Origin of the sequence: Paenibacillus sp. FSL H7-0350, assembly GCF_038593195.1 — a bacterium.
Classification (GTDB): Bacteria; Bacillota; Bacilli; order Paenibacillales; family Paenibacillaceae; genus Paenibacillus_AQ.
Window position 1 is genome coordinate 252,688 of the sequence record NZ_CP151972.1, and the last position, 21,844, is coordinate 274,531.

General features: G+C 53.4%; 26 protein-coding genes. 16 read left to right on the forward strand and 10 right to left on the reverse strand.

Annotated elements, in window-relative coordinates; genetic code table 11:
- Nucleotides 1–80: 80 nt before the first annotated feature.
- Nucleotides 81–317 (reverse strand): RNA chaperone Hfq, encoded by a 237-nt coding sequence (gene hfq / locus NYE24_RS01280; RefSeq protein ID WP_036694444.1) that lies wholly within the window; start codon nt 315–317, stop codon nt 81–83.
- A gap of 97 nt (nt 318–414) precedes the next feature.
- Here hfq and NYE24_RS01285 point away from each other — a divergent pair, with 97 nt between their 5' ends.
- Nucleotides 415–1,083: a phosphatase PAP2 family protein gene (locus tag NYE24_RS01285; protein WP_051493402.1), complete on the forward strand. Its 669-nt coding sequence runs from the start codon at nt 415–417 to the stop codon at nt 1,081–1,083.
- A gap of 99 nt (nt 1,084–1,182) precedes the next feature.
- Here NYE24_RS01285 and NYE24_RS01290 read toward each other — a convergent pair whose 3' ends face one another.
- On the reverse strand, nt 1,183–1,683 hold the full coding sequence (locus NYE24_RS01290) for a hypothetical protein (protein ID WP_342477847.1): 501 nt from the start codon (nt 1,681–1,683) through the stop codon (nt 1,183–1,185).
- Nucleotides 1,684–1,876: 193 nt separating this feature from the next.
- On the opposite strand from NYE24_RS01290, the gene NYE24_RS01295 reads away from it, so the two are divergent.
- Together NYE24_RS01295 and helD are read left to right on the forward strand one after the other, a co-directional pair.
- Nucleotides 1,877–2,932 carry an aromatic acid exporter family protein gene (locus NYE24_RS01295; RefSeq protein ID WP_342477848.1) on the forward strand — a complete coding sequence of 352 codons (1,056 nt, stop codon included), beginning with the start codon at nt 1,877–1,879 and terminating at the stop codon, nt 2,930–2,932.
- Nucleotides 2,933–3,019: 87 nt separating this feature from the next.
- Complete coding sequence (gene helD, locus NYE24_RS01300) at nt 3,020–5,377, forward strand: RNA polymerase recycling motor HelD (protein WP_342477849.1); 2,358 nt, start codon at nt 3,020–3,022, stop codon at nt 5,375–5,377.
- 70 nt (nt 5,378–5,447) lie between these two features.
- Here helD and NYE24_RS01305 read toward each other — a convergent pair whose 3' ends face one another.
- The 3 genes from NYE24_RS01305 to fsa form a co-directional block, all read right to left on the reverse strand.
- Nucleotides 5,448–6,644, reverse strand: coding sequence for an MFS transporter (locus NYE24_RS01305; RefSeq protein WP_342477850.1), 1,197 nt, complete (start codon nt 6,642–6,644; stop codon nt 5,448–5,450).
- A gap of 12 nt (nt 6,645–6,656) precedes the next feature.
- Nucleotides 6,657–7,100, reverse strand: a complete 444-nt coding sequence (locus NYE24_RS01310; RefSeq protein WP_036694439.1) for a MarR family transcriptional regulator — start codon at nt 7,098–7,100, stop codon at nt 6,657–6,659.
- A gap of 421 nt (nt 7,101–7,521) precedes the next feature.
- Nucleotides 7,522–8,169, reverse strand: a complete 648-nt coding sequence (gene fsa, locus NYE24_RS01315; RefSeq protein WP_036694437.1) for a fructose-6-phosphate aldolase — start codon at nt 8,167–8,169, stop codon at nt 7,522–7,524.
- 116 nt (nt 8,170–8,285) lie between these two features.
- Here fsa and NYE24_RS01320 point away from each other — a divergent pair, with 116 nt between their 5' ends.
- The gene (locus NYE24_RS01320) at nt 8,286–8,867 is read left to right on the forward strand and encodes a hypothetical protein (protein WP_342477851.1); all 582 of its coding nucleotides are present in this window, start codon (nt 8,286–8,288) and stop codon (nt 8,865–8,867) included.
- Nucleotides 8,868–8,987: 120 nt separating this feature from the next.
- Entirely contained in the window at nt 8,988–9,191 is a 204-nt protein-coding gene (locus NYE24_RS01325) for a hypothetical protein (protein WP_076154786.1), read from the forward strand.
- Nucleotides 9,192–9,225: 34 nt separating this feature from the next.
- Here NYE24_RS01325 and NYE24_RS01330 read toward each other — a convergent pair whose 3' ends face one another.
- The gene (locus NYE24_RS01330) at nt 9,226–9,423 is read right to left on the reverse strand and encodes a hypothetical protein (RefSeq protein ID WP_036694433.1); all 198 of its coding nucleotides are present in this window, start codon (nt 9,421–9,423) and stop codon (nt 9,226–9,228) included.
- A gap of 124 nt (nt 9,424–9,547) precedes the next feature.
- On the opposite strand from NYE24_RS01330, the gene rpiA reads away from it, so the two are divergent.
- The 7 genes from rpiA to NYE24_RS01365 all read left to right on the forward strand — a co-directional run bounded on the left by rpiA (nt 9,548) and on the right by NYE24_RS01365 (nt 16,892).
- Nucleotides 9,548–10,228, forward strand: coding sequence for a ribose-5-phosphate isomerase RpiA (rpiA, locus tag NYE24_RS01335; RefSeq protein ID WP_179090396.1), 681 nt, complete (start codon nt 9,548–9,550; stop codon nt 10,226–10,228).
- A complete protein-coding gene (locus tag NYE24_RS01340) occupies nt 10,197–10,700 on the forward strand; it encodes a VanZ family protein (protein WP_162174455.1) in 504 nt (167 codons plus the stop codon). Before rpiA ends, NYE24_RS01340 begins: the two co-directional genes overlap by 32 nt.
- 43 nt (nt 10,701–10,743) lie before the next feature.
- Nucleotides 10,744–11,184 carry a GNAT family N-acetyltransferase gene (locus tag NYE24_RS01345; protein WP_036694431.1) on the forward strand — a complete coding sequence of 147 codons (441 nt, stop codon included), beginning with the start codon at nt 10,744–10,746 and terminating at the stop codon, nt 11,182–11,184.
- A 226-nt stretch (nt 11,185–11,410) separates the two neighbouring features.
- Nucleotides 11,411–11,863, forward strand: coding sequence for a MarR family transcriptional regulator (locus NYE24_RS01350; RefSeq protein ID WP_036694430.1), 453 nt, complete (start codon nt 11,411–11,413; stop codon nt 11,861–11,863).
- Nucleotides 11,860–15,018, forward strand: coding sequence for an MMPL family transporter (locus NYE24_RS01355; protein WP_342477852.1), 3,159 nt, complete (start codon nt 11,860–11,862; stop codon nt 15,016–15,018). Before NYE24_RS01350 ends, NYE24_RS01355 begins: the two co-directional genes overlap by 4 nt.
- A gap of 201 nt (nt 15,019–15,219) precedes the next feature.
- Nucleotides 15,220–15,753, forward strand: coding sequence for a sigma-70 family RNA polymerase sigma factor (locus NYE24_RS01360; RefSeq protein WP_342477853.1), 534 nt, complete (start codon nt 15,220–15,222; stop codon nt 15,751–15,753).
- Nucleotides 15,750–16,892 (forward strand): DUF4179 domain-containing protein, encoded by a 1,143-nt coding sequence (locus NYE24_RS01365; protein ID WP_342477854.1) that lies wholly within the window; start codon nt 15,750–15,752, stop codon nt 16,890–16,892. The genes NYE24_RS01360 and NYE24_RS01365 overlap by 4 nt, the downstream gene beginning before the upstream one ends.
- A 72-nt stretch (nt 16,893–16,964) precedes the next feature.
- Here the strand turns inward: NYE24_RS01365 and NYE24_RS01370 are convergent, their stop codons facing one another.
- The gene (locus NYE24_RS01370) at nt 16,965–17,636 is read right to left on the reverse strand and encodes a tetratricopeptide repeat protein (protein WP_036694425.1); all 672 of its coding nucleotides are present in this window, start codon (nt 17,634–17,636) and stop codon (nt 16,965–16,967) included.
- A 272-nt stretch (nt 17,637–17,908) separates the two neighbouring features.
- On the opposite strand from NYE24_RS01370, the gene NYE24_RS01375 reads away from it, so the two are divergent.
- The 3 genes from NYE24_RS01375 to NYE24_RS01385 all read left to right on the forward strand — a co-directional run bounded on the left by NYE24_RS01375 (nt 17,909) and on the right by NYE24_RS01385 (nt 19,667).
- Entirely contained in the window at nt 17,909–18,910 is a 1,002-nt protein-coding gene (locus tag NYE24_RS01375; RefSeq protein WP_341024749.1) for an aldo/keto reductase, read from the forward strand.
- A 36-nt stretch (nt 18,911–18,946) separates the two neighbouring features.
- Nucleotides 18,947–19,309: a hypothetical protein gene (locus NYE24_RS01380; protein ID WP_036694423.1), complete on the forward strand. Its 363-nt coding sequence runs from the start codon at nt 18,947–18,949 to the stop codon at nt 19,307–19,309.
- Nucleotides 19,310–19,508: 199 nt separating this feature from the next.
- Nucleotides 19,509–19,667, forward strand: coding sequence for a hypothetical protein (locus NYE24_RS01385; RefSeq protein ID WP_200869198.1), 159 nt, complete (start codon nt 19,509–19,511; stop codon nt 19,665–19,667).
- Nucleotides 19,668–19,948: 281 nt separating this feature from the next.
- Here the strand turns inward: NYE24_RS01385 and NYE24_RS01390 are convergent, their stop codons facing one another.
- Together NYE24_RS01390 and NYE24_RS01395 are read right to left on the reverse strand one after the other, a co-directional pair.
- Nucleotides 19,949–20,254, reverse strand: a complete 306-nt coding sequence (locus tag NYE24_RS01390) for an HNH endonuclease signature motif containing protein (RefSeq protein WP_036694422.1) — start codon at nt 20,252–20,254, stop codon at nt 19,949–19,951.
- 3 nt (nt 20,255–20,257) lie between these two features.
- Nucleotides 20,258–20,470, reverse strand: coding sequence for a hypothetical protein (locus tag NYE24_RS01395; RefSeq protein ID WP_036694421.1), 213 nt, complete (start codon nt 20,468–20,470; stop codon nt 20,258–20,260).
- 217 nt (nt 20,471–20,687) lie between these two features.
- On the opposite strand from NYE24_RS01395, the gene NYE24_RS01400 reads away from it, so the two are divergent.
- A complete protein-coding gene (locus NYE24_RS01400) occupies nt 20,688–20,900 on the forward strand; it encodes a hypothetical protein (protein WP_036694420.1) in 213 nt (70 codons plus the stop codon).
- A gap of 42 nt (nt 20,901–20,942) precedes the next feature.
- Here the strand turns inward: NYE24_RS01400 and NYE24_RS01405 are convergent, their stop codons facing one another.
- Entirely contained in the window at nt 20,943–21,527 is a 585-nt protein-coding gene (locus NYE24_RS01405; protein ID WP_076154100.1) for a thermonuclease family protein, read from the reverse strand.
- Between the last annotated feature and the right edge of the window lie 317 nt (nt 21,528–21,844).

A 21,844-nucleotide genomic window follows, 5' to 3' on the forward strand; every position in this document is an offset into this window, starting at 1 on the left:
TGCTGCTCCGGTGTTCCTTTTGAGTTCCTGGACAGTTCATTTGTAATAGCTTAGGTTAAAATGTGCGCCGTGCTGACAGCTTACTTGAGTGAGACGGGCTTCAGCGGCACCACGGTGGAGACTGCCGATTTGAAGAGTACGTTCTGTCTCCCGTCACCCTGACCCTGCAAGGTAATCGTATAAGCGTCATAAGAGGTTACCAGTCCCTGCATTTTGACTCCGTTAGTTGTAAAGATCGTCACAGGCATCTTTGTTGAGATGCACTGGTTCAACAAACGTTCCTGCAATTTTAGACTTTCCACTTGGCAGCACTCCATCTTTAATTAAAATAATTTCTCCAGGCCATTATAACACGGGACAGACCTTCCCAGGAAATGTGTTCATTGAGCCTGACAAATAGACAAGGGGGTAGTTATGCTATATTATCATTACTGGTCGCGCGGGTTCCGGCGGTTTATATGGTTTTTGCTGGCTTTTATCCTGATCGCATTGCTGGTTAAGCTGGGCGGAGCCCGGGGTTTCGACGATGCGGTGATCCGGTTCGTACAATCGATGGAATCTCCGCCGCTGACGGCGCTGGCCAAAGGCTTATCCCTGGTCGGCTCCTCGAAGCTGGCAATAGGTACCTCCGTGCTGACCATGCTCATTTTGTTCTTCGTGCTGAAGCACCGGATGGAACTTGCCCTGTTCCTGTGGGTGGGCCTCGGCTCCCAATTGCTGAACACGCTCCTCAAGCTGTGGTTCCACCGGGAGCGTCCCACCATTCACAGGCTGATTGAGCAGGCAGGCTACAGCTTCCCCAGCGGACATTCAATGGCGGCTTTCTCGTTATACGGAGTCATTGCCTACCTGCTCTGGAGGCATATGCGCAACCGGAGCGAGCGGTTTCTGCTGATTCTGTTCACTGTGCTGATGACCGGGGGAATCGGCTGGAGCCGGATTTATCTGGGGGTGCATTATCCGAGTGATGTGATCGGCGGCTATGCCGCGAGCGGAGCCTGGCTAATGCTGTCGGCGGCCTGCTTCGAGGCTTACAGGAACTACATGGCGAACCCGCGTAACACAAAGAATGCCCGGAAGTAGTAACTCCGGGCATTCGGTGCCTGTTCTTTTGCATACGGTATCCATCCGTAAGGAGGACGGTCTGGCTAGCTTGTCTCTCCCGGGACGGTGCCGTACAGTTCAGGGGGCCTTCGTTGCAGCAGGCGGCGGTGACGGCTTGCCCTGGTGAAGCTGGGCTACGCGGCTGAGGCTGCGCTTGATCAGCGTCGGTAAGCCCGGTTTCAGCTTCGCCGCGTCTTCCTGCGTCAGCTTCCCTTCCTTGACGAATCCATCCAGCTTTAGGCTGGCGGCATCGCTCAGCTTCTGGACATACTGGTCTTCGTTCCAGCCCTTCTTCTCCTGGGCCAGACCCGACAGGGTCTTACCTGATTTCAGGCTGGCGATCAGCTCCTCACGGCCCATTCCCAGGAGCTCAGCCGTTTCGCTGATAATGAAATGGCCTCCGGCCCTGAAGTTCCGGTCCCCGCTGCGGTGAGGGGTATGCTCTCTGCCGGTATGCGGTGAGGCCGGAGGAGGGGTGGCTGTGCCCTTGGGAAGCTGCTCGCCGAAGGCGGCTGCTGGAGACAGGGCAAGCATCATGGCTGCTGCCCATGCGGTTAGGGTTCGGGTCGTTTTTTTCATGAATACACCTCTTCTGATGGTTATAGTGACTACCCGGTATAACAGTATTCCCTGAAAGCTGAAAGAATCCTGAAGCCCGGCTTAAGACATACTAAAATTCGCCAGCGCAGTTCATGGGTAATAACAGGATATACATAAAGGATGAACATACGCAGTAATTATGATAAGCTTCAAGCTCTTGGGAGGGATGGATTTGGCTTTCGGTGCCCGCATACTCAAAACAGGAATGGCCGTAACGCTTGCCCTTTATCTGTCCGTTCTATTCAACTTCGCCTCTCCTGTCGGTGCGGCTATTGCGGCAATCTTTGCCATGCAGCCGTCCATATACAGATCATGGCGGTATTTCCTCGATCAGATCCAGACCAGTACGATGGGGGCCGTGATAGCGCTGCTTGGCGGAATGCTGCTCTCCAATGAACCGATTGCGGTTGGACTGGTATGCATCCTGGTGATTATGATCAGCATGAAAATGAACCGCGCCGATACGATCGGCCTGACGCTGGTCACAGTCATCTCTGTCATGGAGGCTTCCGGCCAGTGGCAGTTCGCATTAACCCGGTTCCTGCTGACCCTGACCGGGATCCTGTCGGCTTTTATTATCAATATCACTGTATTTCCGCCCCAGCCGCGCAAGCAGTACATCCAGCAGATCGAGAATGTGTTCACCAGCTTATCGCTGCTGCTGCGGACGGCGGTGTCGCATGAGATGAAGGAAAGTGTCTTCCGGGATGAGAAGAACGGCCTGGAGGGCGCGATTAAAGCGCTGGCTGACAAATACGCGTTGTTCGAGGAGGAGCAGAAGCAGCTCCGCAGGGCTAAATACAGTCAGACGAGACAGATGGTAGTCTATAAAAACCTGCTGGGTTCCCTGCAAAAGGGCTATCAGGTGCTTGAGGCGATTGACCGGCATTATTTCCAGGCCGACCGGACGGAGCAAACGGATGAGCTGTTCGACCGCCATCTGGAGCAGCTGATCAAGTATCATGAATACATTCTGCTGAAATTCGAGGAAAAACTGAAGCCGGGAGCCAATGATTCCGAGCCGCTGGCAGAGGACAATGACCGCTTCCTGAAATCAGCCATTAACGGGTATGATCCGCAGAAGTCCGGGCAACTCAGGCTGTCGGTGGTGGCTGCGGCCATCTATGACTACGGCTATCAGCTGGAGCGTCTGGATAAGGTAGCTGACCAGATCCACCGCATGAACGCAGATGACAAGGAAAGTGCAGTGCTAAGTGAGAAAATATAGAGCGTATGCTGAATATAGCAAAAACTTGTAAAACGACTACAGAGTTGGTAACATTGTTAGTCAACCTTCCAAAGGGGATGAAATGAATTGGATAAACATGATCACGAGTGGCAAAAGGAGCAGGAGCGGGTAAACGGCATCACCAAGCTGCTGTCTACCCATATCCGGCTGCTGTCAGAGGAGCTGGGACTCCACCGCACGGATGTCGTGGATATGCGCAAAGACTTCTGGGAAGAGGTCACAGTGAACTTCAGCAGCCCCGACGACCTGGGGGAGACTTCGACCAGTCTGCGGCAGCAGGCACAGATTCTGAACGAACGCGAACGCCATCATCTGCAATCCAGCAAGGCGCTCAAAAAATATAAAAAGCTGGTGGTATCGCCCTATTTTGGCCGGATTGATTTCTCGGAGGCGGGGTATGCTGCGGCTGATACCATCTATCTGGGCATCGGTTCGCTGATGGAGGATAACGGGACCTTCCTGATCTACGATTGGCGCGCGCCTATCTCCAGCCTGTATTATGACGGGGCACCGGGGCCTGCGTCCTATGAGACGCCGGGCGGGCAGATTACAGGCACCATGGAACTGAAGCGCCAATTCGTGATTGATAACGGTGAGATTGAAGTCATGTTCGACACGGGCGTCACCATCGGCGATGAATTGCTTCAGCAGGTGCTCAGCCACAGCGCCGATGACCGGATGAAATCGATCGTGGCCACCATCCAGAAGGAACAGAACGCGGTCATCCGCAATGACCGAAGCCGGATGCTGGTTGTGCAGGGAGCTGCCGGGAGCGGCAAGACGTCAGCGGCTCTCCAGCGGGTAGCCTATCTGCTCTACAAGTACCGTGAGGTGCTTCAGGCGGATCAGATGCTGCTCTTCTCGCCGAACCCCTTGTTCAACAGCTATGTATCCACTGTGCTGCCTGAGCTGGGGGAAGAGAATATGCAGCAGACCACCTTCCAGATGTACCTGGAGCATCGGCTGGGCCAGGAATTTCAGCTGGAGGATGTGTTCAGCCAGACGGAGAGTCTGCTGAATGCCCCGGACGGGGAGGAGGCGTTCATACGCCGTGAAGGCATTGCTTATAAATCATCAGTAGCCTTCCTTAGCGCCATCCGGCAATATGTGAATCTGCTGGAGCATGAAGGCATGCTATTCAAGCCATTGATGTTCCAGGGGAAGGCGGTTGCTTCTAAGGAAGAGATGGAGCGCCAGTTCTACAGCTACGACCCGGGCATCAAGCTGGCGAACCGGATTGAGCTGATGACAGGCTGGCTGCTCAAAAAAATTGCGGCCTTCGGCGCAGAAGAGCGGAGTGCGGCGTGGGTAGACGAACAGATTGAGCTGATGGATAACAGCGATTATCAGCGGGCCTACAACCAGATGCGCCGCAAGGGCGGAGGGCATAATGACAGCTTCGATGATTATGATGCGGAGCGGATCCTGCTTGCCCGCTACGTAGTCAGCCAGCGCCTCAAGCCGCTGCGCGGCTGGACCAAGCGCGGACGCTTCGTGGATGTGAAGGCGCTGTACAGCCGCTTATTCGAGGGTCGTGAGCTGATAGAGCGCCTGGATACCCGCCAGCCGCTGCCTGAAGCGTGGGATGAGATCTGCGCGCAGACGCTTACTGCGATCAGGGGCAATGAGCTGGCCTATGAGGATGCTACGCCGTTCCTGTATTTGAAGGAGCTAAGCCAGGGCTTCCGGACGAACACGCTGATCCGTCATGTCATTGTCGATGAGGTGCAGGATTACTCGCCGTTCCAGCTGGAATTCATGCGCCGCCTGTTTCCGCGGGCCAAAATGACCGTGCTGGGCGACCTGAACCAGGCGATCTATGCCCAAGGCGAGGTGCTGGGAGATCTGGCGGGGCTGGTGAGCATCTACGGCGAAGAGAACACCGAGGTGATCTCCTTGACCCGCAGCTACCGGTCTACTTATGAGATTGTTGAATTCACGCGGGCGATGATTCCCGGTGGCGAGAAGATCGTACCCTTTCACCGCCGGGGGGAGGAGCCGCTCCTGACGCTGGTGGACAGTGAAGATGATCTGCTCTCCTCTGTGGAGCAGGATGTGCTGAAGCTTCATGCCCAGGGCTATCATTATGTGGCGGTAATCTGCAAGACAGCAGAAGAGAGCGCACAGGTGCATCGTGAACTGGAGAAGCGGCTGCCGGTGCGGCTGGTTACGAAGGAAACGCCTAATTTTCAAAAAGGGACGCTGGTGCTTCCGGCTTACCTCGCCAAGGGCGTCGAGTTCGATGCTGTAATCATCTATGACGGTTCCGCTGAGAAATACGGGCGTGAACATGAACGTAAGCTGTTCTATACCGCTTGTACCCGGGCGATGCATCTGCTTCACATCTACAGCCTGGGACAGCCAAGCCCGTTCATGCCTGCTGCAGTGCGTGAAACGGTTTCGGCTGGTGAGCTGGAGAAGTGAGTAAATATAAAACCGCCTGCGCGTGTGACGCGAGGCGGTTTTGTGTATTCCACGGAAGTGTGGCTTCCAGCTAACCCTGTAGGGAAGCTTTGTGCTTCCGGGATCGCTGAGTCACGAGTACCAGAAGATAGACAGCGAGCAGCAGGAGAGGTGCCAATATCGAATACCGGTACATTACGGCGTAGCTGGTGAACATGGCGACAGCGCCAAGCAGCATGGAGCCGATGGCGACACCGAGATCCAGGGAGTTCAGGAACATTCCGTTGGCTAACCCGCGCTGGCGTGGCTCGACAGACTGGATCATCCAGGTCTGAAGCGCAGGCTGCATGGAGCCGAAGCCGAAGCCGTAGCATAGGGCGGCCGGGAACAAGCCCGCCGTTGTAGAGGCAAAGGATAGCAGGAGCAGCCCCGCAACGATGAATAGGCTTCCCGGGATGAGCAGGGCGGGCGCACCATAGCGGTCGTAGATTCTGCCGGAGAGCGGCCGGATCACGACAATGGCTACGGCATTGAACAGGAAGAAGTAAGCGATATGCTGGAGGTGCTTCTCTTGCCCGTAGAGCGCCAGGAAGCCGAGCAGACCGCCGTAAGAGATGGATAAAAGAAAGTTAAGCAGGCAGGGAAGCAGCAGCCTGCGGTAAGGATTGCTTCCGGCAGCAGTAGCCGGAACTGCGGGCGGCTCCAGATGTCCGCCAGGCAGTGACTTCGCCAGGCGGAAGCCCATCGGCAGGATGAGAGCAATCGCGACAGCCGTCCCCAGCAGCAGGGACCCAAAGCCTGGTCCTTGCAGCAGGCTGAGTCCGATCAGCGGGCCAGCCGACATAGCGAGGCTGGTGGATAATCCAAAGTAGCCCATGCCCTCGCCCATCCGGCGGATGGGGATGACATCGGAGGCCATGGTCGGGAACGCTGTGCTGGCCATGCCGAAGCCTATGCCGAACAGGATGCGGAACAGCAGCAGGGTGAAGATGCTGCCTGCGAAATAATAGCCCGCCACCGCAGAGAGGGCAATGGCAAGGCCGAGGAAGATCAGCAGGTTGCGCCCGCCCTTCTCCATGGCCTTGGCCGAGAAGAGGCGGGAGGCAATGGCACTGAAGGCGAACAGGCTGGTAACAAGGCTAACCTGCACGGGGGTAGCATGCAAAGCACTTTCCGCATAAGCAGGAAGGGTAGATAAGGTCATCTGCAGTCCTATGAACAGCAGAAGATTGCAAAGGGTCAGTGTAATGAAGGATGTGGTCCATAGACGTTCAGAGGATTGATTCAAGTGGGTTGACTCCTATTCCTGATGTATATTTCCGGTGTTGTGATAGATCTGCTCCAGCATACTGCGGAGATCTTCAAGCTGCTGCGGCTCGAGCCCGGCTACAGCCATATCTATAGTCTGCTGCTCCAGAGCTATAGTGTTCTCAATTAACGCCCTTCCCTCTCCTGTGGCATAGAGCTGGAACGCCCTGCGGTCCTCCGGGTTGGCTGTTTTGGTAATGAAGCCTTTCTTAATCAGGAGCTCCACGATCCGGGCGGTGGTGGGCTGGTCTTTGGCGGAGGCAACGGCCACCTCCTTCTGGTTGACTCCGCTGCGGTCACAGATCATCAGCAGGGTGGACCATTGCTCAGGTGTGATGTCATACGGCTTCAACGCCCGGGCGAAGCTCACTGAGATTCTCCGGTGGGTTGAGCCCAGCAGGAAGCCGAGGAATTGCTGGGGAGAGGACAGGGTCATAAATGAATGGCTCCTTTATTAATTAATTGTTGTAACAAGTATAAGCATAACAAGTAAATGAGTCAAGGATGAATGGGGCACGCTCTGCCAAATTCAGCCCTTGAATGCTGCCCGTCATACCTACTGCAGCACCCGCCCTACCTAATGCATCATTAGTTGGAAAAACGCATCCTAATTTCGGTGTCTTGCAGCGGCTGGGGAGATTAATTGGAAAAACGTCATTTATTTTTAAGGAGTTCCTCAACTCTGGAGGATTTGCAAATATTAAGAGCGGTTTTTCCAACTATTACCTGAAAAGACTGTGCTCCTTCTTAAACTAGTGGAGGAAATCCACCTATATTGATCGGGGAGTTCAAGCTCCTTTGCAACACAAAAAAGCCCCGCTCCGCATGATGCAGAAGGGGGCTTGAACTATTTGTTTTTAAACCTGTGGAACCTTCTCCCAGTCTTTCAGGAAGCGTTCGATACCATTGTCGGTCAGCGGGTGCTTCCAGAGCGATGGCAGGAGTGATCCCGGGATGGTAGCGATGTGAGCTCCGGCAATGGCAGCCTGCTCCACATGGGCAATGTTGCGGATACTGGCGGCGATGATCTCGGATTTCAGGTCGTAGTTGGTCAGAATCGTCTTCAGATCCTTGATCAGCTTCATGCCGTCTACACCGATATCATCCAGACGTCCGACGAACGGACTGATATAAGTAGCTCCTGCCTTAGCGGCCATGAGGCCTTGAGCAGCGGAGAATACGAGAGTTACGTTCGTTTTGATGCCTTTTTTGGTCAGTTCATAACAAGCTTCCAGACCATCTTCGGTCATAGGCAGCTTGATGACCACGTTCGGAGCCCATTCAGCAATCTCGTAAGCTTCCTTAAGCATCTCTTCAGCCGTAAGACCGATAACCTCAGCGCTTACAGGACCAGGGACAATCGCTACGATCTCTTTGATTACATCCTTAAACAATCTGCCTTCCTTGGCGATCAGCGACGGGTTCGTCGTTACGCCATCCACTAATCCGAGGCGGGTAATACGTTTGATTTCCTCAATATTTCCGGTATCCAAGAAAAATTTCATTTCCGGGTATCCTCCCTTGATTTCGTATGGATTTGACAAAACAGCAGGCTCCACTTCATTATGAGACATGCTGCGTAAAGTTTCAACTGTTAATTTGAATCTTTCAAAATAACTTTATGGAATCCGCGCAAAAAATTGTTTTTACACGGGAAGGACCATTCACGGCTACTTCTGTCCATGATACTATAGAAGCGGTATTGTTCATTACAGGTGATGGGCTGGTGACAGGAATGTATACTTTAATTGCGGGAGTGGTGCTGTTTCTGCTGGTCACGGCCGGAATTATTGCTTACCAGAACAGCAGAATCCTTGCGGAGCAAGAGTCGGATGCTTCCAGAGCGCATACCGGCAATCTGATGTACTCGGTATATAATCAGAGATTCTTAGCGGGTGAGGAGCTGCCGGAGGCGGTGCCGCTGTTCCAATTCACGGTGATTGAGCCCGGGGAAGAAGACCTGCCGGAGTCAGAAGCGGGAACGACCCGTGCCCTGTGCAGAGTTGCCGCCGGAACGGGTGAGCTCGTGTTATCGGATGCGCAGAATTATATGCTGGGTATTCTCCGCCAGGCTGCAGTGAAAGGCGGCAGGCTTACGCATGTTTCTTTTTCAGGGAAGGCTGCCCGCAGGGGCGAGAAGGAATTGATTCAGGCGCTGGAGACTGCGGCTAAGGAGGAGACCCGCTATGCAGATCAACGTTAATGATGTCGTCCTGCCGGTTCATGAAGGCGACATCACCTCCTGGCAGGGCGGTACTGCCGGTGAAGCGGCTGTTTAGCGAGATGCTATAAGAGCAGTCTTGATCTGTCTTGCGCTCATGGGGTGAAGAGCCTGGCTTGTCCGAATATCAGCACGGGCATTTACAATTTCCCGAAGGAGCTGGCCTGCAAGACGGCGCTGGAAGCTGTAGTTCATTATGTCCGCGCGAAGAGCCCGGCAGAGCTCCCGCTGCGGCAGATCGATTTCGTCTGCTTCGAGCATGAGAATGCCGGGTTATACGAGGCCATGCTCGGGAATTATAGCTGAACGGCATAAGCCTGTCCGGGCAGAAGCCCGGAAGTCAGGCGTGATATTTGCCCGCGGGTGCGTTCAGCACCCATTCCAGCATTAGAATCAGATCTTCCAGCCTGGTCAGCTGGGCGTCAAGTGCTGCCCGCTGAGGGTCGCCGGGAGGCAGGGGGGCCAGCCGTGATTCCAGGGATCTGCGCTGGAGCGTCATTTCGTTGATTTTGGATTGGATTTGGTTCTCGGTTCTCATGCGGATGCCTCCTGATGGATTATTAGTGTCAGGTTGATGGTAAGGATAGGAATTCCTTGTGGACAGGCACAGCCGATTCCACTTCGTTCATTATAACGGATAACATGGAGGGAATAAAATGAGTATCAATGTGAAGCAGCTGGCAGCGGAGAAGGCAGTCGAATATGTGCAGGATGGCATGAAGGTGGGACTGGGTACAGGCTCCACTGCTTACTGGGCCATCCGCAAGCTGGGGGAGCGGGTGAGCGAAGGCCTGCAGATTACGGCCGTAGCTACCTCACAGGCGTCTGAGGATCAGGCCCGCGAGCTGGGCATCCCGTTGGTAGCGTTCAGTGATGTGGACAGCCTCGACCTGACGATTGACGGGGCGGATGAACTCGACGGGGCGCTGCAGCTGATTAAGGGCGGGGGCGGTGCGCTTTTGCGGGAAAAGATTGTCGCCATGGGCAGCGCACGCATGATCGTTGTGGCCGATGAGAGCAAGGCCGTGACCACGCTCGGGAAGTTCCCGTTGCCGGTGGAGATTGTGCCATTCGCCTGGGAGTGGACGGTTGCCGCTCTGGCTAAGCTGGGCTGCAAGACGGAGCTGCGGCGCAGCGGAGAGGACCTGTACAAGACGGATAACGGCAATTATATCGCCGACTGCCGTTTTGAAGCCATTGAATCGGCCACAGTGCTGGCGCTTGCCCTTCAGCGAATTCCGGGAGTCGTCGAGCATGGACTCTTCATCGGGATCGCCGATCTGGCGATTATCGGCAAGAGTGACGGCACCATTGAGATTATTGAAGGTGGCCAGGATCACTAAGCCGCATGCAAGCCGCCGGAAAGGGAAGACTTCAGCCAAACAGGCGTTGCCGCCCGGACGCCGCTTCCTGGCCTGGCTGCTTCTGCTCGCGTATAGCGGAATGCTGCTGTACTGGATGTTCCTCGGGTTCGGACGGACGGTTCAGCTGGACGGGCCGCTCCGTTACAATCTTGAACCGCTGCGGACAGTGCGTTTATATTTTGATATGACCAATGGACTATCGTATGCCAGCAGGCTGGTGAATCTCCTGGGGAATGTGGCAGTATTCGCGCCATTTGGCATCCTGCTTCCGCTGGTGGTCACCGGTTACCGCTCGTTTATCCGGCTGACGCTTCTGTCTGCTCTGGGTATCATTGTATTGGAGCTGCTGCAGATGCTGCTGCATGTCGGGAGCCTGGATATTGACGATCTGCTGCTTAACCTGCTCGGGGTCTGGACGGGGTATGCGCTGCTGCGGCTGGTGCGGGGATAGCGGGAGGTCTGGGGTCAGGTATACTTTTAGGAGGATGAGACATATGTTGATTGATTTGAAGCCGCTTGTCGGCACACCGCAGGTGAATGAGCTGCTGGCTTATGCGGTTATAGATGACCCGGATGCGCTGATACGCACTTCGGAGGAATATAGTAAGCTTGCGGCTATGCAGCTGTGCGGCTGGGAGGAGGACGGGCTGCTGGTCGGACTGGCCGGGTATGAAGAGACGGAAGACGGCTCGCTCGACATCCGCCATATTGCAGTGCTCCCGGAGAACCGGGGCAAAGGGTATGCGCGCGGCATGATTCTTGAGCTGGTCACCTCCCGTCAGCCGCGTTATCTGGTAGCGGAGACAGAGGACGAGATTGCCGCTGACTTTTACCGCAGTCTGGGCTTCATGGTGTACAGCCTGGGCGAGAACGCTGCCGGAATCGAAATGTTCCGCTGTGTCTATGAGGTGGAAGAGACGGAAGACGAGGAGTAAGCAGAACAAGCAGTATCAGGATATTCAATAAGTGAAATTCACAATATTAGCCACTCTGCACTTTACGTGCGGGGTGGTTTTTTGCGTCCATGAAGCTTGTCCAATCGCTCTGCTGAAGAACAATGTAAAATTCATGAAAACCAGTTGACTTTTTATGAAAAGGACAATATAGTTTTACTGTGAAACAGTTCTACACGTGAACTAATATGAAAGGGCGGAGGCATCATTGAAGAAAGACGCAGAAGAATGGATTAACCGCTACGTAGATGCTTATATGGTCGTTACCAGGCAGATCAACTCGCGGCTCCGGGATATTTTTGAGGAAGGACTGACAACGGATCAATTCCTCATTCTCAGGCTGATCAGCGGGCAGGAGAGGTGTACCTCCACTTATCTGGCTGAGGCCGTAGCGGTCGGCAAAAGCTCAATCACGGCCATCATCAACCGGCTGGATGAAGCCGGAATGATTCAGCGGACCCGGGATGAGAATGACCGCAGGCAGGTGTATCTGACCATGACGGAGTACGGACAGAGCGTCTACACGAGCTCTGAGAAGCAGATGCAGCAGGTGATCTCCCCATACTTTTCCCACTTCGAGGAAGACAACATAGAGCAGTTTATTACCATGTTTGAGAAGCTGGCATTTCTGATGCAGGATACAGGGGGTAGAAGCAATTGAGAACGATTTTGAAGGCAAGATGGGCGGTTATCGCAGTGTGGGTGGCTGTGGCGGTAGTCTTATTCCTCACGGCTCCCGGCATGTCAGATCTGGTTCGGGAGAAGGGTCAGATCGCTGTTCCGGCTGGCTACACCTCTTCGCGGGCTGCGGAGATTATGAAGGAGGTCGCTGCGGCCAAAGACGGGGAGACGGTGCATCAGGTAGCCCTGGTGTTCCATGAGCCGGTGGGGCTGACGGCCGCAGACACCGAGAGTATTAAGCAGGGTGTGGAGAAGCTGGCCGGGAACAAGGATTCCCTGAAGCTCGGCACGATTACAGATCCTTTCTCTCAACCGGAGCTGAAGGATACGCTTATTGCCAAGGATGGCAAGACGATTATGGTCGCATTGTCGGTGCAAGGCGGAGAAGCGGCGGTCAAGGAGCTGCCGGCCAAGTCTGCTGAGCTGCTAAGTAACGTCACTGCGGAGCATTATATGACCAGCGAAGGGCTGATTACGGAGGATACGATTGCCAGCTCGGAAGCCGGTCTGAAAAAGTCGGAATACATCACAGTCGTGTTTATTCTGCTGATACTGTTCGTGGTGTTCCGTTCGTTCGTGGCTCCGTTCGTGCCGCTGCTGACGGTGGGGCTGAGTTATATCGTGTCCCAGTCGATTGTCGCGTTCCTGGTGGACCGCTTCGACTTCCCGCTGTCGACCTTCACCCAGATCTTCATGGTGGCTGTCATGTTCGGGATCGGGACCGATTACTGTATCCTGCTGATCAGCCGGTTCAAGGAGGAGCTTGCCCAGTCGGAGGATACACAAAGCGCCATCATCGCCACTTACCGGAAGGCTGGTGGAACGGTGTTCTATTCAGGGCTGGCGGTCTTTGTCGGCTTCGTGGCCATCGGCTTGTCCAAGTTCATGCTCTACCGTTCGGCAGTGGCGGTGGCGGTCGGCATAGCGGTGATGCTGCTTGCACTGGTAACGGTCGTGCCGTTCTTCATGGCGGTTCTGGGTCCTAAGCTGTTCTGGCCATCCCGCGGCAAGCTGGAGCACAGTGAGAGCCGGATCTGGGGAGCAGCCGGTTCGTTCTCGCTGAAGAGACCCTGGGCTGCGCTGCTGATCGTTGCTGCGGTTGTGGCACCGTTCCTGCTTACCTACAGCGGGAAGCTGAGCTTCAATAGCATGGATGAGATTGGGCCTAACTATGCCTCGGTCAAAGGGTTCAATATTATATCCGAGAGTTTCGGTCCGGGTGAATCCATGCCGGGCAAGATTGTCATCAAGAATGACGACCGGATGGACACTGCTGAATATATGGGACTTGCCGAGAAAATCAGCCGCGAGCTGGAAAAGGTGGATGGCGTTAAGGCTGTGCGCAGCATGTCCCGGCCTACCGGGGAACAGATTAATGACTTCCTGATTCCTACTCAGGTGGCTACGCTGTCGGACGGTCTGGATCAGAGCAGTGAAGGGTTAACCAAGATCCAGAGCGGGCTGAGCGAAGCAAGCAAGCAGCTGAAGGACAATGAGCCTAAGCTTGCTGAAGCCGCCTCGGGCAGTGCGAAGCTTACAGCAGGAACGGCTGAGCTGAAAAAAGGCATTGATGCGCTGGGCGCAGGCTTAACACGAATCGAAGAAGGAATCCGCAGCGGCGGGGCCGGAGCGGGAGAGATTAAAGCGGGCCTTGCGCAGGCGGCAGGCAGTGCAAAGCAGCTGGCACAGGCCAATGCCGCGCTGCTCGAAGGCTACAAGAAGATCGGCAGCGGCCTGACCGCGCTGAACGGGGGCCTCACCGGTCTGCAGACACAGCTTCAAGGCGTGGCAGATGCGCTTAACGGTCTGGGAGCTTCATTCACCGGACTGGAAGCCGCCTATCCGGAGCTGCTACAGGATGTGAATTATCAGACGATCAAAGGTACAGTCACGCAGAGCGGTACGGGAGCTGCGGGCCTTGCCGGAGGACTGGGCCAGATCTCGGCCCAGCTGAGCGGGGCGGCGGCCGGATTGACGGAGGCCAACGCCGGGTATTCCAAAGCGGCAGCAGGGCAGGCAGCGCTGGCGAAGGGGCTGGATCAGCTGGTAGCCGGTATCGGCAAGCTGCAATCCGGGCTGAAGCAGGCGGCTGACGGCCAGGGGCAGATTGTCGGCAAGCTTCCGGCGATTACCACCGGGCTTACACAGCTCCAGGGCGGGCAGAAGCAGCTTGCCGACGGGTTCGGCGAGCTTACAGGCCAGCTTAGCCAGCTGACGGACGGGCTGACGCAAAGTGCGGACGGTCTGGGACAAATCACCGGCGGCCTAAGCTCGGCGCAGGATTACCTCAAGCAGATTCAGAATGCTAAGGATGATGAGCTGAGTGGTTTCCTGGTTCCGGCAGAGGCGCTCAAGGCCAAGGAGATGCAGCAGGTATTCGATACCTATCTGTCCGGGGACCGCAAAGTCATGACCCTGGATGTGGTCTTCGCCGGAAATCCATACAGCGCAAAGGCTATTGACAGTGTCGGACAGATTCAGGCAGCGGTGGACCGTGCCGTAGCCGGCACCAAGCTGGAGAATGCGGAAACGGCCATGAGCGGCGTGACCAGCACCTACAATGATTTGCAGACCATCTCCAATGAAGATTACACGCGTACGGTCATTCTGATGCTAAGCGGTATTTTCATCATCCTGGTGGTGCTGTTCCGTTCGATGATTATGCCGCTGTACATCATTGCCTCATTGTTAATCACTTACTTTACGGCGCTGGGCATCACGGAAGCGATCTTCGTGCACCTGCTGAACTATTCGGGAATCACCTGGACGACGCCGTTCTTCAGCTTCGTTATGCTGATTGCCCTCGGGGTAGACTACAGCATCTTCCTGATGGACCGCTTCAATGAGAACAAAACCTGGGATGTGCGTGAAGCCATCCTGCACGCCATGCGCAATATGGGGACAGTGATTCTCTCGGCTGTAGTGATTCTGGGCGGTACCTTCGCCTCGATGTACCCGTCCGGGGTCCTGTCGATGATGCAGATTGCGACGGTTGTATTGTCAGGTCTGGCGCTGTATGCGCTGGTCTTCCTGCCGTTCTTCGTACCTGTTATGGTGCGGATGTTCGGGCGGGCTAACTGGTGGCCGTTCCGTCCGGCGGCCGGGGACGATCACTCGAAATCACTGGATATGTAACGTTCTTCACTACAAGAGATGAAACAATAAAGAGCAGGCTTCCCGGTTATTTGGGGCCTGCTCTTTGGCTGTTTACAAAGAAAAATAAAAAATCACCGTGCCGATGTAACCTTATCGGCTTGTACATCATCTAAAGAGTATATGAAAGAAAGCACTGAATGGGGATGCGGCAGCTTCCCGGAAGAAGGGGGGCAATCATATTTGAACACCGGACAAGAGGATCTGGTCAGGCGTGCCCAGGCAGGTGACAGCGAGGTCTTCATCCAATTGGTGAAGAGTCAGGAGCGGCGGATGTACAGTATGGCCAAGTCCATGGTCAGGAGTGACGAGGATTGTGCAGATGCGATGCAAGAGACTGTACTGAAGGCTTTTAAAGCCATCTCAGGACTGAAAGAAGCGGCTTATTTCAACACATGGCTATTTCGTATTCTGATCAACGAATGCAACTTGATTCTGCGCAGACGGGAAAGGGTAGTCGTCATGCCCAATCCGCCGGAGAGCGTACAAGCCATATCTTCGTCCGCAGAAGAGATAGATCTGCGCCAGGCCATTGGCAGGCTCGAAGAGATATCAGGGACCATTGTTAAGCTGCATTATTATCAGGGGCTGACTGTGCAGGAGATTGCCGGGCTGCTTGAGCTGTCAGAGAGTGCGGTCAAGACCAGGCTGCACCGCGCCCGCAAGACGTTACAGCAATCCCTGGAGCAACCTGTAGAAAGGAAGGTGAACGGATGAGCCAGCAGCGGTTGGAGAGCAGGCTGGCAGACCTTCAGGAAGAGACTCTTCCTGAACTGCCGGAGCTTGTGCATCTGCGTTTGGAGGAGACGTACCGGATCATCAATGAAAAGGATGAAGTTGGCTTGGAGGCGGCTTCAGAGCATCAGGAGACGCTCAGACGTAAAAGAATGCCCCGGTGGCTGTCCCGGGTGATGATCAGTGCAGCATCTGTGGCCGGAGGGCTGGTGCTCCTGATTAGCCTGGGATTCATCTCCCCGGCCATGGCAGAGACCTTGAAGCAGTTACCGTTCATGTCAAGCGTATTCCAGCTTGCAGGAGATTCCGGGCTGCGTAAAGCAAACGAAGCAGGGTTAACCACAAATGTTGAGCAGACCGTCACACAGGACGGGATGACTCTAACCGTATCAGAACAAATGTATGACGGAAGCCGTCTGTCGCTGGTGATGACCCGGTCGAAGGGCGTGTATGCGCACAAGTCTTTTTCAGATACATGGGCTATCCCTGATCCAGAGACAGGCCGCCTTAACCGCCCCATGGATTTTTATGTAAACGGAGAGCTTGTTAATACGGGAGTGAAGATTGCACCCGGCGGGCAGGAGGCCTCCGATTCTGTCATTATTACAACTCTAAATTCAGGGAATTTGCAGCTTCCAGGCACCTTTGATTTCAAAATGTCTGTCTATCTTCCCGGGTTTGCCGACCCGTTCATTTTTGAGTTCCCCGTAACCCGCCAAGTATTGGAGGGCGTCGTTCTTACACCGGATATCCTGAAAACTCATGATCACATTAATCTGATGATTAAACGGCTGGAGGTAAGTACTACTTCAACTCTGCTGGTGGCAGAATTACAAGGAGAAGCCGGGGCGGGCATTCAGGCTATAGAAGCAAACATTCCGGACAAATATAAGGTGAATGGCCACTTCCCGGTCTATTTTGAGCTTTCAGACGAGCAAGGGCGGGAAGTTAGGGGACTCGGCGGCGAAGGCGGGACGGGCGAAGGCAATATCTTATCCTACACTTTTAATTATGAACCGTTTGAGACGATCCCGGCCCGCATTATCATTAAGCCTACCATTTGGAAAGATGGACAGAAGCGGTACATTCCTGAGCTGGAGATCACTGTTCCGGTAAAATAGCATATAAAAGCCTCCGGTCAGCAAAGGTTAATTTGCACCGGAGGCTATTTGCTTAGGAAGACCGGGATGAATTTACTTCAGCTTCGCAAAATAACTGCGCAGCGCCCAGCCGCGTTCCTGACGTTTCTTATACTTGGGCAGAGAGCGGTAGACAGCCAGCGATTCGTTAAAAGCAAGCTTGGCGTCCTCAGTCCGTCCCAGCGTCTTGAACATCGAGCCAGCCAGATAATAGGCTTCGCTGGAGGAGGATTGAATCTCCTGGAATTGGCTTACATAATGCAGCGCTTTGTCCTGGTCCACATGCCGGAAAATCTCGGCCAGACGCAGGTAAGGCTGCCCGTATTGCGCCCGGCGGTTGATGTCCAGCCCCTTAAGCATCTGCGCTTCGCCTTCGGGAAGCTGTCCCAGCTTGAGGTTGGCGTATCCCAGCTCCACCCAGTATTCAGCGGACGTCTCATAACGGTCAGCGATGGCGGTCAGCAGCTCCTTGGCCTCGCTGAAGCGTTTGCGTTCAATCAGCAGCCGGGCCAGATCGAATCTGGCGGTTACATCGTTCGGGTTCTGGGCAATGGTCGTCCGCAGCTTCGACATCTGACGGCTGCGGCGGAATGGCTTGGAGAAGCTGGGCAGAATGCCGACATAACGGCGGTCCAGGAAATAGAGAACGACAAGCAGGATGATCAGGGCCAGAATCGGATTACCGAGCAGCCGGTAGAGCAGCAGGAAACCTAGAATTTTAATCATGGATATGAATTCCCTCCGTTACGTGTGTGGTTCGATTGCGCTTCCTGCAAGTTGGATATGAATAGGCAGGGTAATTATACCATATCATCCTTTTTTGAAGCCACGCAAAAAAGAGTCACGGTGCGCTCGTTCGTTAGACCGGGACGATCGGTGGGACTCTTGCTTCTGCCCTGCACAGCTGTAATTGACAGCCTGCCTTAGAAGTCATAAGCTTTGTGTACAGTTAAATTGTTTCATGGCTATATTAGCTCTTACAGAAAGAAGGATGAAACATGGACACATTGGCAAGCAAGGTCCAGCTGCGTCCCCTGGGACGCTCTGAGCTGTCCGTATCACCGCTAGGTCTGGGCTGCTGGCAGTTCAGCCGGGGCAGCGGAATCGTAGGCCGCTACTGGAGCAACATTACAGATGAGGATATTCTGGATATTGTGCGGGTCAGCCTGGAAGGCGGCATGAACTGGGTGGATACGGCAGAAATCTATGGCGGCGGCAAATCTGAGCAGGCGCTGGCTCATGTGCTGGATCAGCTGCAGAAGGAGGGCAGTCCCCATGCGGCTCCGCTGATTGCGACCAAATGGTGGCCGATGCTGCGGACGGCAGGCTCAATTACCTCTACTATCGGCCAGCGCATCGCCTGTCTGGGCGGTAGAGGGATTGATCTCTATCAGATCCATCAGCCGTTCTCGTTATCCTCCATTGCCAGTGAGATGAAGGCGATGGCAGGACTGGTGAAGGCCGGCAAAATCCGTTATGTCGGAGTGAGCAATTATTCCGCCAAGCAGATGACAGAAGCGCACCGGCTGCTGAAGACCTACGGTCTGTCGCTCGTATCGAATCAGGTCAAATATAATCTGCTTCACCGGAATATCGACCAGAATGGTCTCATGGCGGCTGCTAAGGAGCTGGGAATCTCGATCATCGCGTATTCTCCGCTTGAGCAGGGCATCCTGACCGGCCGCTTCCATAATGATCCTTCACAGGTGGCTGCCGTCTCGCGTTCCCGGCGGATGATGTCCGGCCTGGACGACAAGAGCCTGGCCCGCAGTAAGCCGCTAATCACTTCGCTGACTGCGCTGGCTGACAAATACGGGGTTACTCCCGGGCAGATCGCGCTGAACTGGCTGATTCATTATCATGGCGACACTGTAGTTGCCATTCCCGGCGCGTCCAAGGCCCGCCATGCGCGGGAGAATGTCGGTGCCATGAGCTTCCGGTTGGAGCCGGAGGAGCTGGAGCTGCTGAACGAGGCTTCCTGGGCAGCCTTGAAGAAGTAACCTGTAAGGAACCCATAAGTCTGGTGGTGAACACAAATGAATGAGAAGCATTGGCTCGTGGTACAGTATCCCTTGAAGAGCGTCAAGGGAAGCAAGCGTGATGAATGGCTTAGAGACAAAGTAACCGATTACTTGAATCTGTTCCTGGCGGATGCCGAACTTGGTTATGTGGATGGCTTTGATATGGGCAAGAGTATGGCTGACCCGGCCAAATATGTGCTTAATCTATTCTGCGTAGTGACAGATGAAGCCCGCGGAATTGCTCTGGTTAAGAGAGTCTTAAAAGATCACAGGCTCGACTATACTCGCATCACCATCGCCACGATGCCTTTTGAGGGCGGAGGAACGTATATGCTGAAATATGCCTCTAAGAAAGGCGTGACTGATTTTTCGTTGTAGCCATTATTTAGTAGAGCTGATGAATGAATAGAATGATACTCAGCGGCGGACCCGGACTTTGATTTTCAAGTCTGGGTCCGCTATTTCCATTTTTCTGAGATGAAACTGTTTAGGACTGGAAAGAGCAGGTTATATAAGGGATAAGATACTTCGCACTCACGCAAATAAGGTGAAGATTATGGAAGGAGGTTGAACTTCAATGAGTATGAGCGTACATAACCTTATGGCTTTTAATCATCAGTTTTTTAGACCTCAGCCTGTTGTCCATCCCAAAGCGCAGAGACAGGAAGACAAAGTCCAGAGCTTTCAGGAAGTCCTTAACGAGAAGCTAAGCAACTATGGCGACATGAAGAAATAAGCAATGGTGCAGCAGAACTATTTTCCACAGAAGATCTTGCAGCAAATCATAGAGCCTTCAGCAAAAGCAGCAAAAAGGTGCCTCCCGGAACTCGGAAGGCACCTTTTTTGTTGTTTAGGAAAGTATAGTTTTCTCCTTTTGTGGACAAGGTGCGTGTGGATTAGTGGATAAGAGGTGCGGCATATGTCCCAAATGTATGCGGAAAACAGTATACATTCGGTGCTGGGCGAAGGTAATCCTATTCACCTCGAAGCACTTGCTTCATCCTGCTTCCCAGCAGATTAGCGTTTGCTTCGTACGCGCTTTGATTTGCGCAGCTTCGGTTCGGAGCCCGGTGCCTGCCGCATGATCCATCTCAGATAAGCGGCAATCTGCGGGTCGCTCCGCAGGCTGTCCAGTGTCGTAAGGCCAAGAACAACGAGATCGCTGTTGGTATACAGGGCATGAATCTGCCGGTGGCAAGCGTTGCACAGAAGGGCAGTCGGGAGCAGGCTGCCGCCTTTCTTGCGGGGGATCAGATGGTGAACGGTAGTTGCAAGAGGAGAACGGCCGCACAGCTCACACGTGTCCAAGGCCCGGGCAGTCATCTCTTAAGGCCGCACTTCAAAGAATTCACAGCGGCTGCGCGAATAATAGGTTAGATCACTGACCCGCGACTGGATCACAACATCCGAATCGGTGAACCGCACTATAGTAGCGCCGGAATTCACCAGATGGTCATCCTGGAAGACGCGGACGGGCAGCTTGTGGTCAATCGCTTCCTGCAGATCCTGATCAGTGAGTAGTGGTCGGTTGATGGGCATGGGATATAAATCTCCTTTAGATTGGGATAACTGCTGCTTCAGCAATTATATCATTTGATAAATTTTAGTTCGACCTATGGAGGAACTGAATGCTAGTAATATTGCGGTTTTTTTCCAGATTAGTGTTGTTAAGTAAGGGAATTGAAAATATAATATTCGTAAGTTTGTTCGTTTCAATACATTAGTTTTGAAGAGTGAAAACGGGAGGGGGACATTCGTGAGTAAGGTCGTATTACTAATTTCAAGTGTCGTTGTAGGTGTGCTTATAATGATATCACCAGGATTTATCACTGGGCATACTTTCGGCTCAACACAATACCAAGGTAGCCTCTATATTGCTGAGTTTGTTGTAAGAAGTTTGGCTTTAATTATTGGATTGATGGTCATATACGATGGAATCAAATCCTTTTTTAAAAAGACAGGAAAATAGATCACAATAACAAAACCCCGGATCGTAATTCCGGGGTTAAATCTATTCACACGCCACTCCGTCACCCTCTCGATCAAGCTTTCTAGAGTATCCAGGCTCTCCAGCATAGATCGGCGCAGCACCGGCTGCTCTCACGGCTGAACAGTTCTTGTAGTAAACCTCTTGAACTGGTTGCGGGGTTGCTTTTGGTTTCTGTTTTTTAGTAGCGGTAGGCTTAGGTGTGGCTGTAGGCTTAGGTGAAGGTTTAACTCTGGCAGTGGGCTGGATAGTAGCTTTAGCCACAACGGTATCATCATATCCTTTATCAGTTGCGTAATCTTTTAAGCTCCATATCCCTAATTTTGCTGCTTGAGCTTTTTTCTGGATTGACCTGAAATGATCAACATTTTTCACATTCGGCTGAAAGACAGCGACTCGTGCAAGACCTTTCTCCAGCAGCAATTCATTTACCATTTTATCATCAACATAGGCGTAAGCAAGGATACGTCCGTACTGGTCACGTTCGGATACATCGAATTCAAGTCTGACTGTATGATCCTTAAGCAACTTTGTTGTAAACGCACTCGCCTCTGGCCCGAAGGGCTGTACAGGTTTTATTTCAGGAGTGTCGATTAGGATGAGCCGCACCTTTTCAGACTTTCCATCTAATTTGACTGTGAAGGTATCACCATCAGTAACTGCGGGACCTTTGCTTCAATGGTTTTTGCATTCATAGACAAGCTGGTAAGTTCAGCATTCTTCTTAGTGGTTTCAGATTTAAGTACATAAGTGTCAAGAACTTCCGTGTGGTCATCAGTCTTATTAGCAGCTTGTTCCAAGGGAGAGGCTTTTGGAATTGCAATCACGAACAAAATAAAAAATATAATAAACATAACAGCAGAATACTTGGTAATTGTTTTTCGATTTCCCCATTTTAAACTATCGGTAATTTACAAATATTTATA

Coding starts and splice junctions, on each gene's coding strand:
- NYE24_RS01290 (WP_342477847.1), bottom strand. CDS start 1,683: ATGAAAAAAACGACCCGAACCCTAACCGCATGGGCAGCAGCCATGATG.
- NYE24_RS01390 (WP_036694422.1), bottom strand. CDS start 20,254: ATGACTGCCCGGGCCTTGGACACGTGTGAGCTGTGCGGCCGTTCTCCT.
- NYE24_RS01310 (WP_036694439.1), bottom strand. CDS start 7,100: ATGACCCTGTCCTCTCCCCAGCAATTCCTCGGCTTCCTGCTGGGCTCA.
- NYE24_RS01320 (WP_342477851.1), top strand. CDS start 8,286: ATGGAATCCGCGCAAAAAATTGTTTTTACACGGGAAGGACCATTCACG.
- NYE24_RS01375 (WP_341024749.1), top strand. CDS start 17,909: ATGGACACATTGGCAAGCAAGGTCCAGCTGCGTCCCCTGGGACGCTCT.
- NYE24_RS01380 (WP_036694423.1), top strand. CDS start 18,947: ATGAATGAGAAGCATTGGCTCGTGGTACAGTATCCCTTGAAGAGCGTC.
- NYE24_RS01345 (WP_036694431.1), top strand. CDS start 10,744: ATGTTGATTGATTTGAAGCCGCTTGTCGGCACACCGCAGGTGAATGAG.
- NYE24_RS01330 (WP_036694433.1), bottom strand. CDS start 9,423: ATGAGAACCGAGAACCAAATCCAATCCAAAATCAACGAAATGACGCTC.
- fsa (WP_036694437.1), bottom strand. CDS start 8,169: ATGAAATTTTTCTTGGATACCGGAAATATTGAGGAAATCAAACGTATT.
- NYE24_RS01395 (WP_036694421.1), bottom strand. CDS start 20,470: ATGCCCATCAACCGACCACTACTCACTGATCAGGATCTGCAGGAAGCG.
- NYE24_RS01365 (WP_342477854.1), top strand. CDS start 15,750: ATGAGCCAGCAGCGGTTGGAGAGCAGGCTGGCAGACCTTCAGGAAGAG.
- hfq (WP_036694444.1), bottom strand. CDS start 317: ATGGAGTGCTGCCAAGTGGAAAGTCTAAAATTGCAGGAACGTTTGTTG.
- NYE24_RS01285 (WP_051493402.1), top strand. CDS start 415: ATGCTATATTATCATTACTGGTCGCGCGGGTTCCGGCGGTTTATATGG.
- NYE24_RS01370 (WP_036694425.1), bottom strand. CDS start 17,636: ATGATTAAAATTCTAGGTTTCCTGCTGCTCTACCGGCTGCTCGGTAAT.
- NYE24_RS01385 (WP_200869198.1), top strand. CDS start 19,509: ATGAGTATGAGCGTACATAACCTTATGGCTTTTAATCATCAGTTTTTT.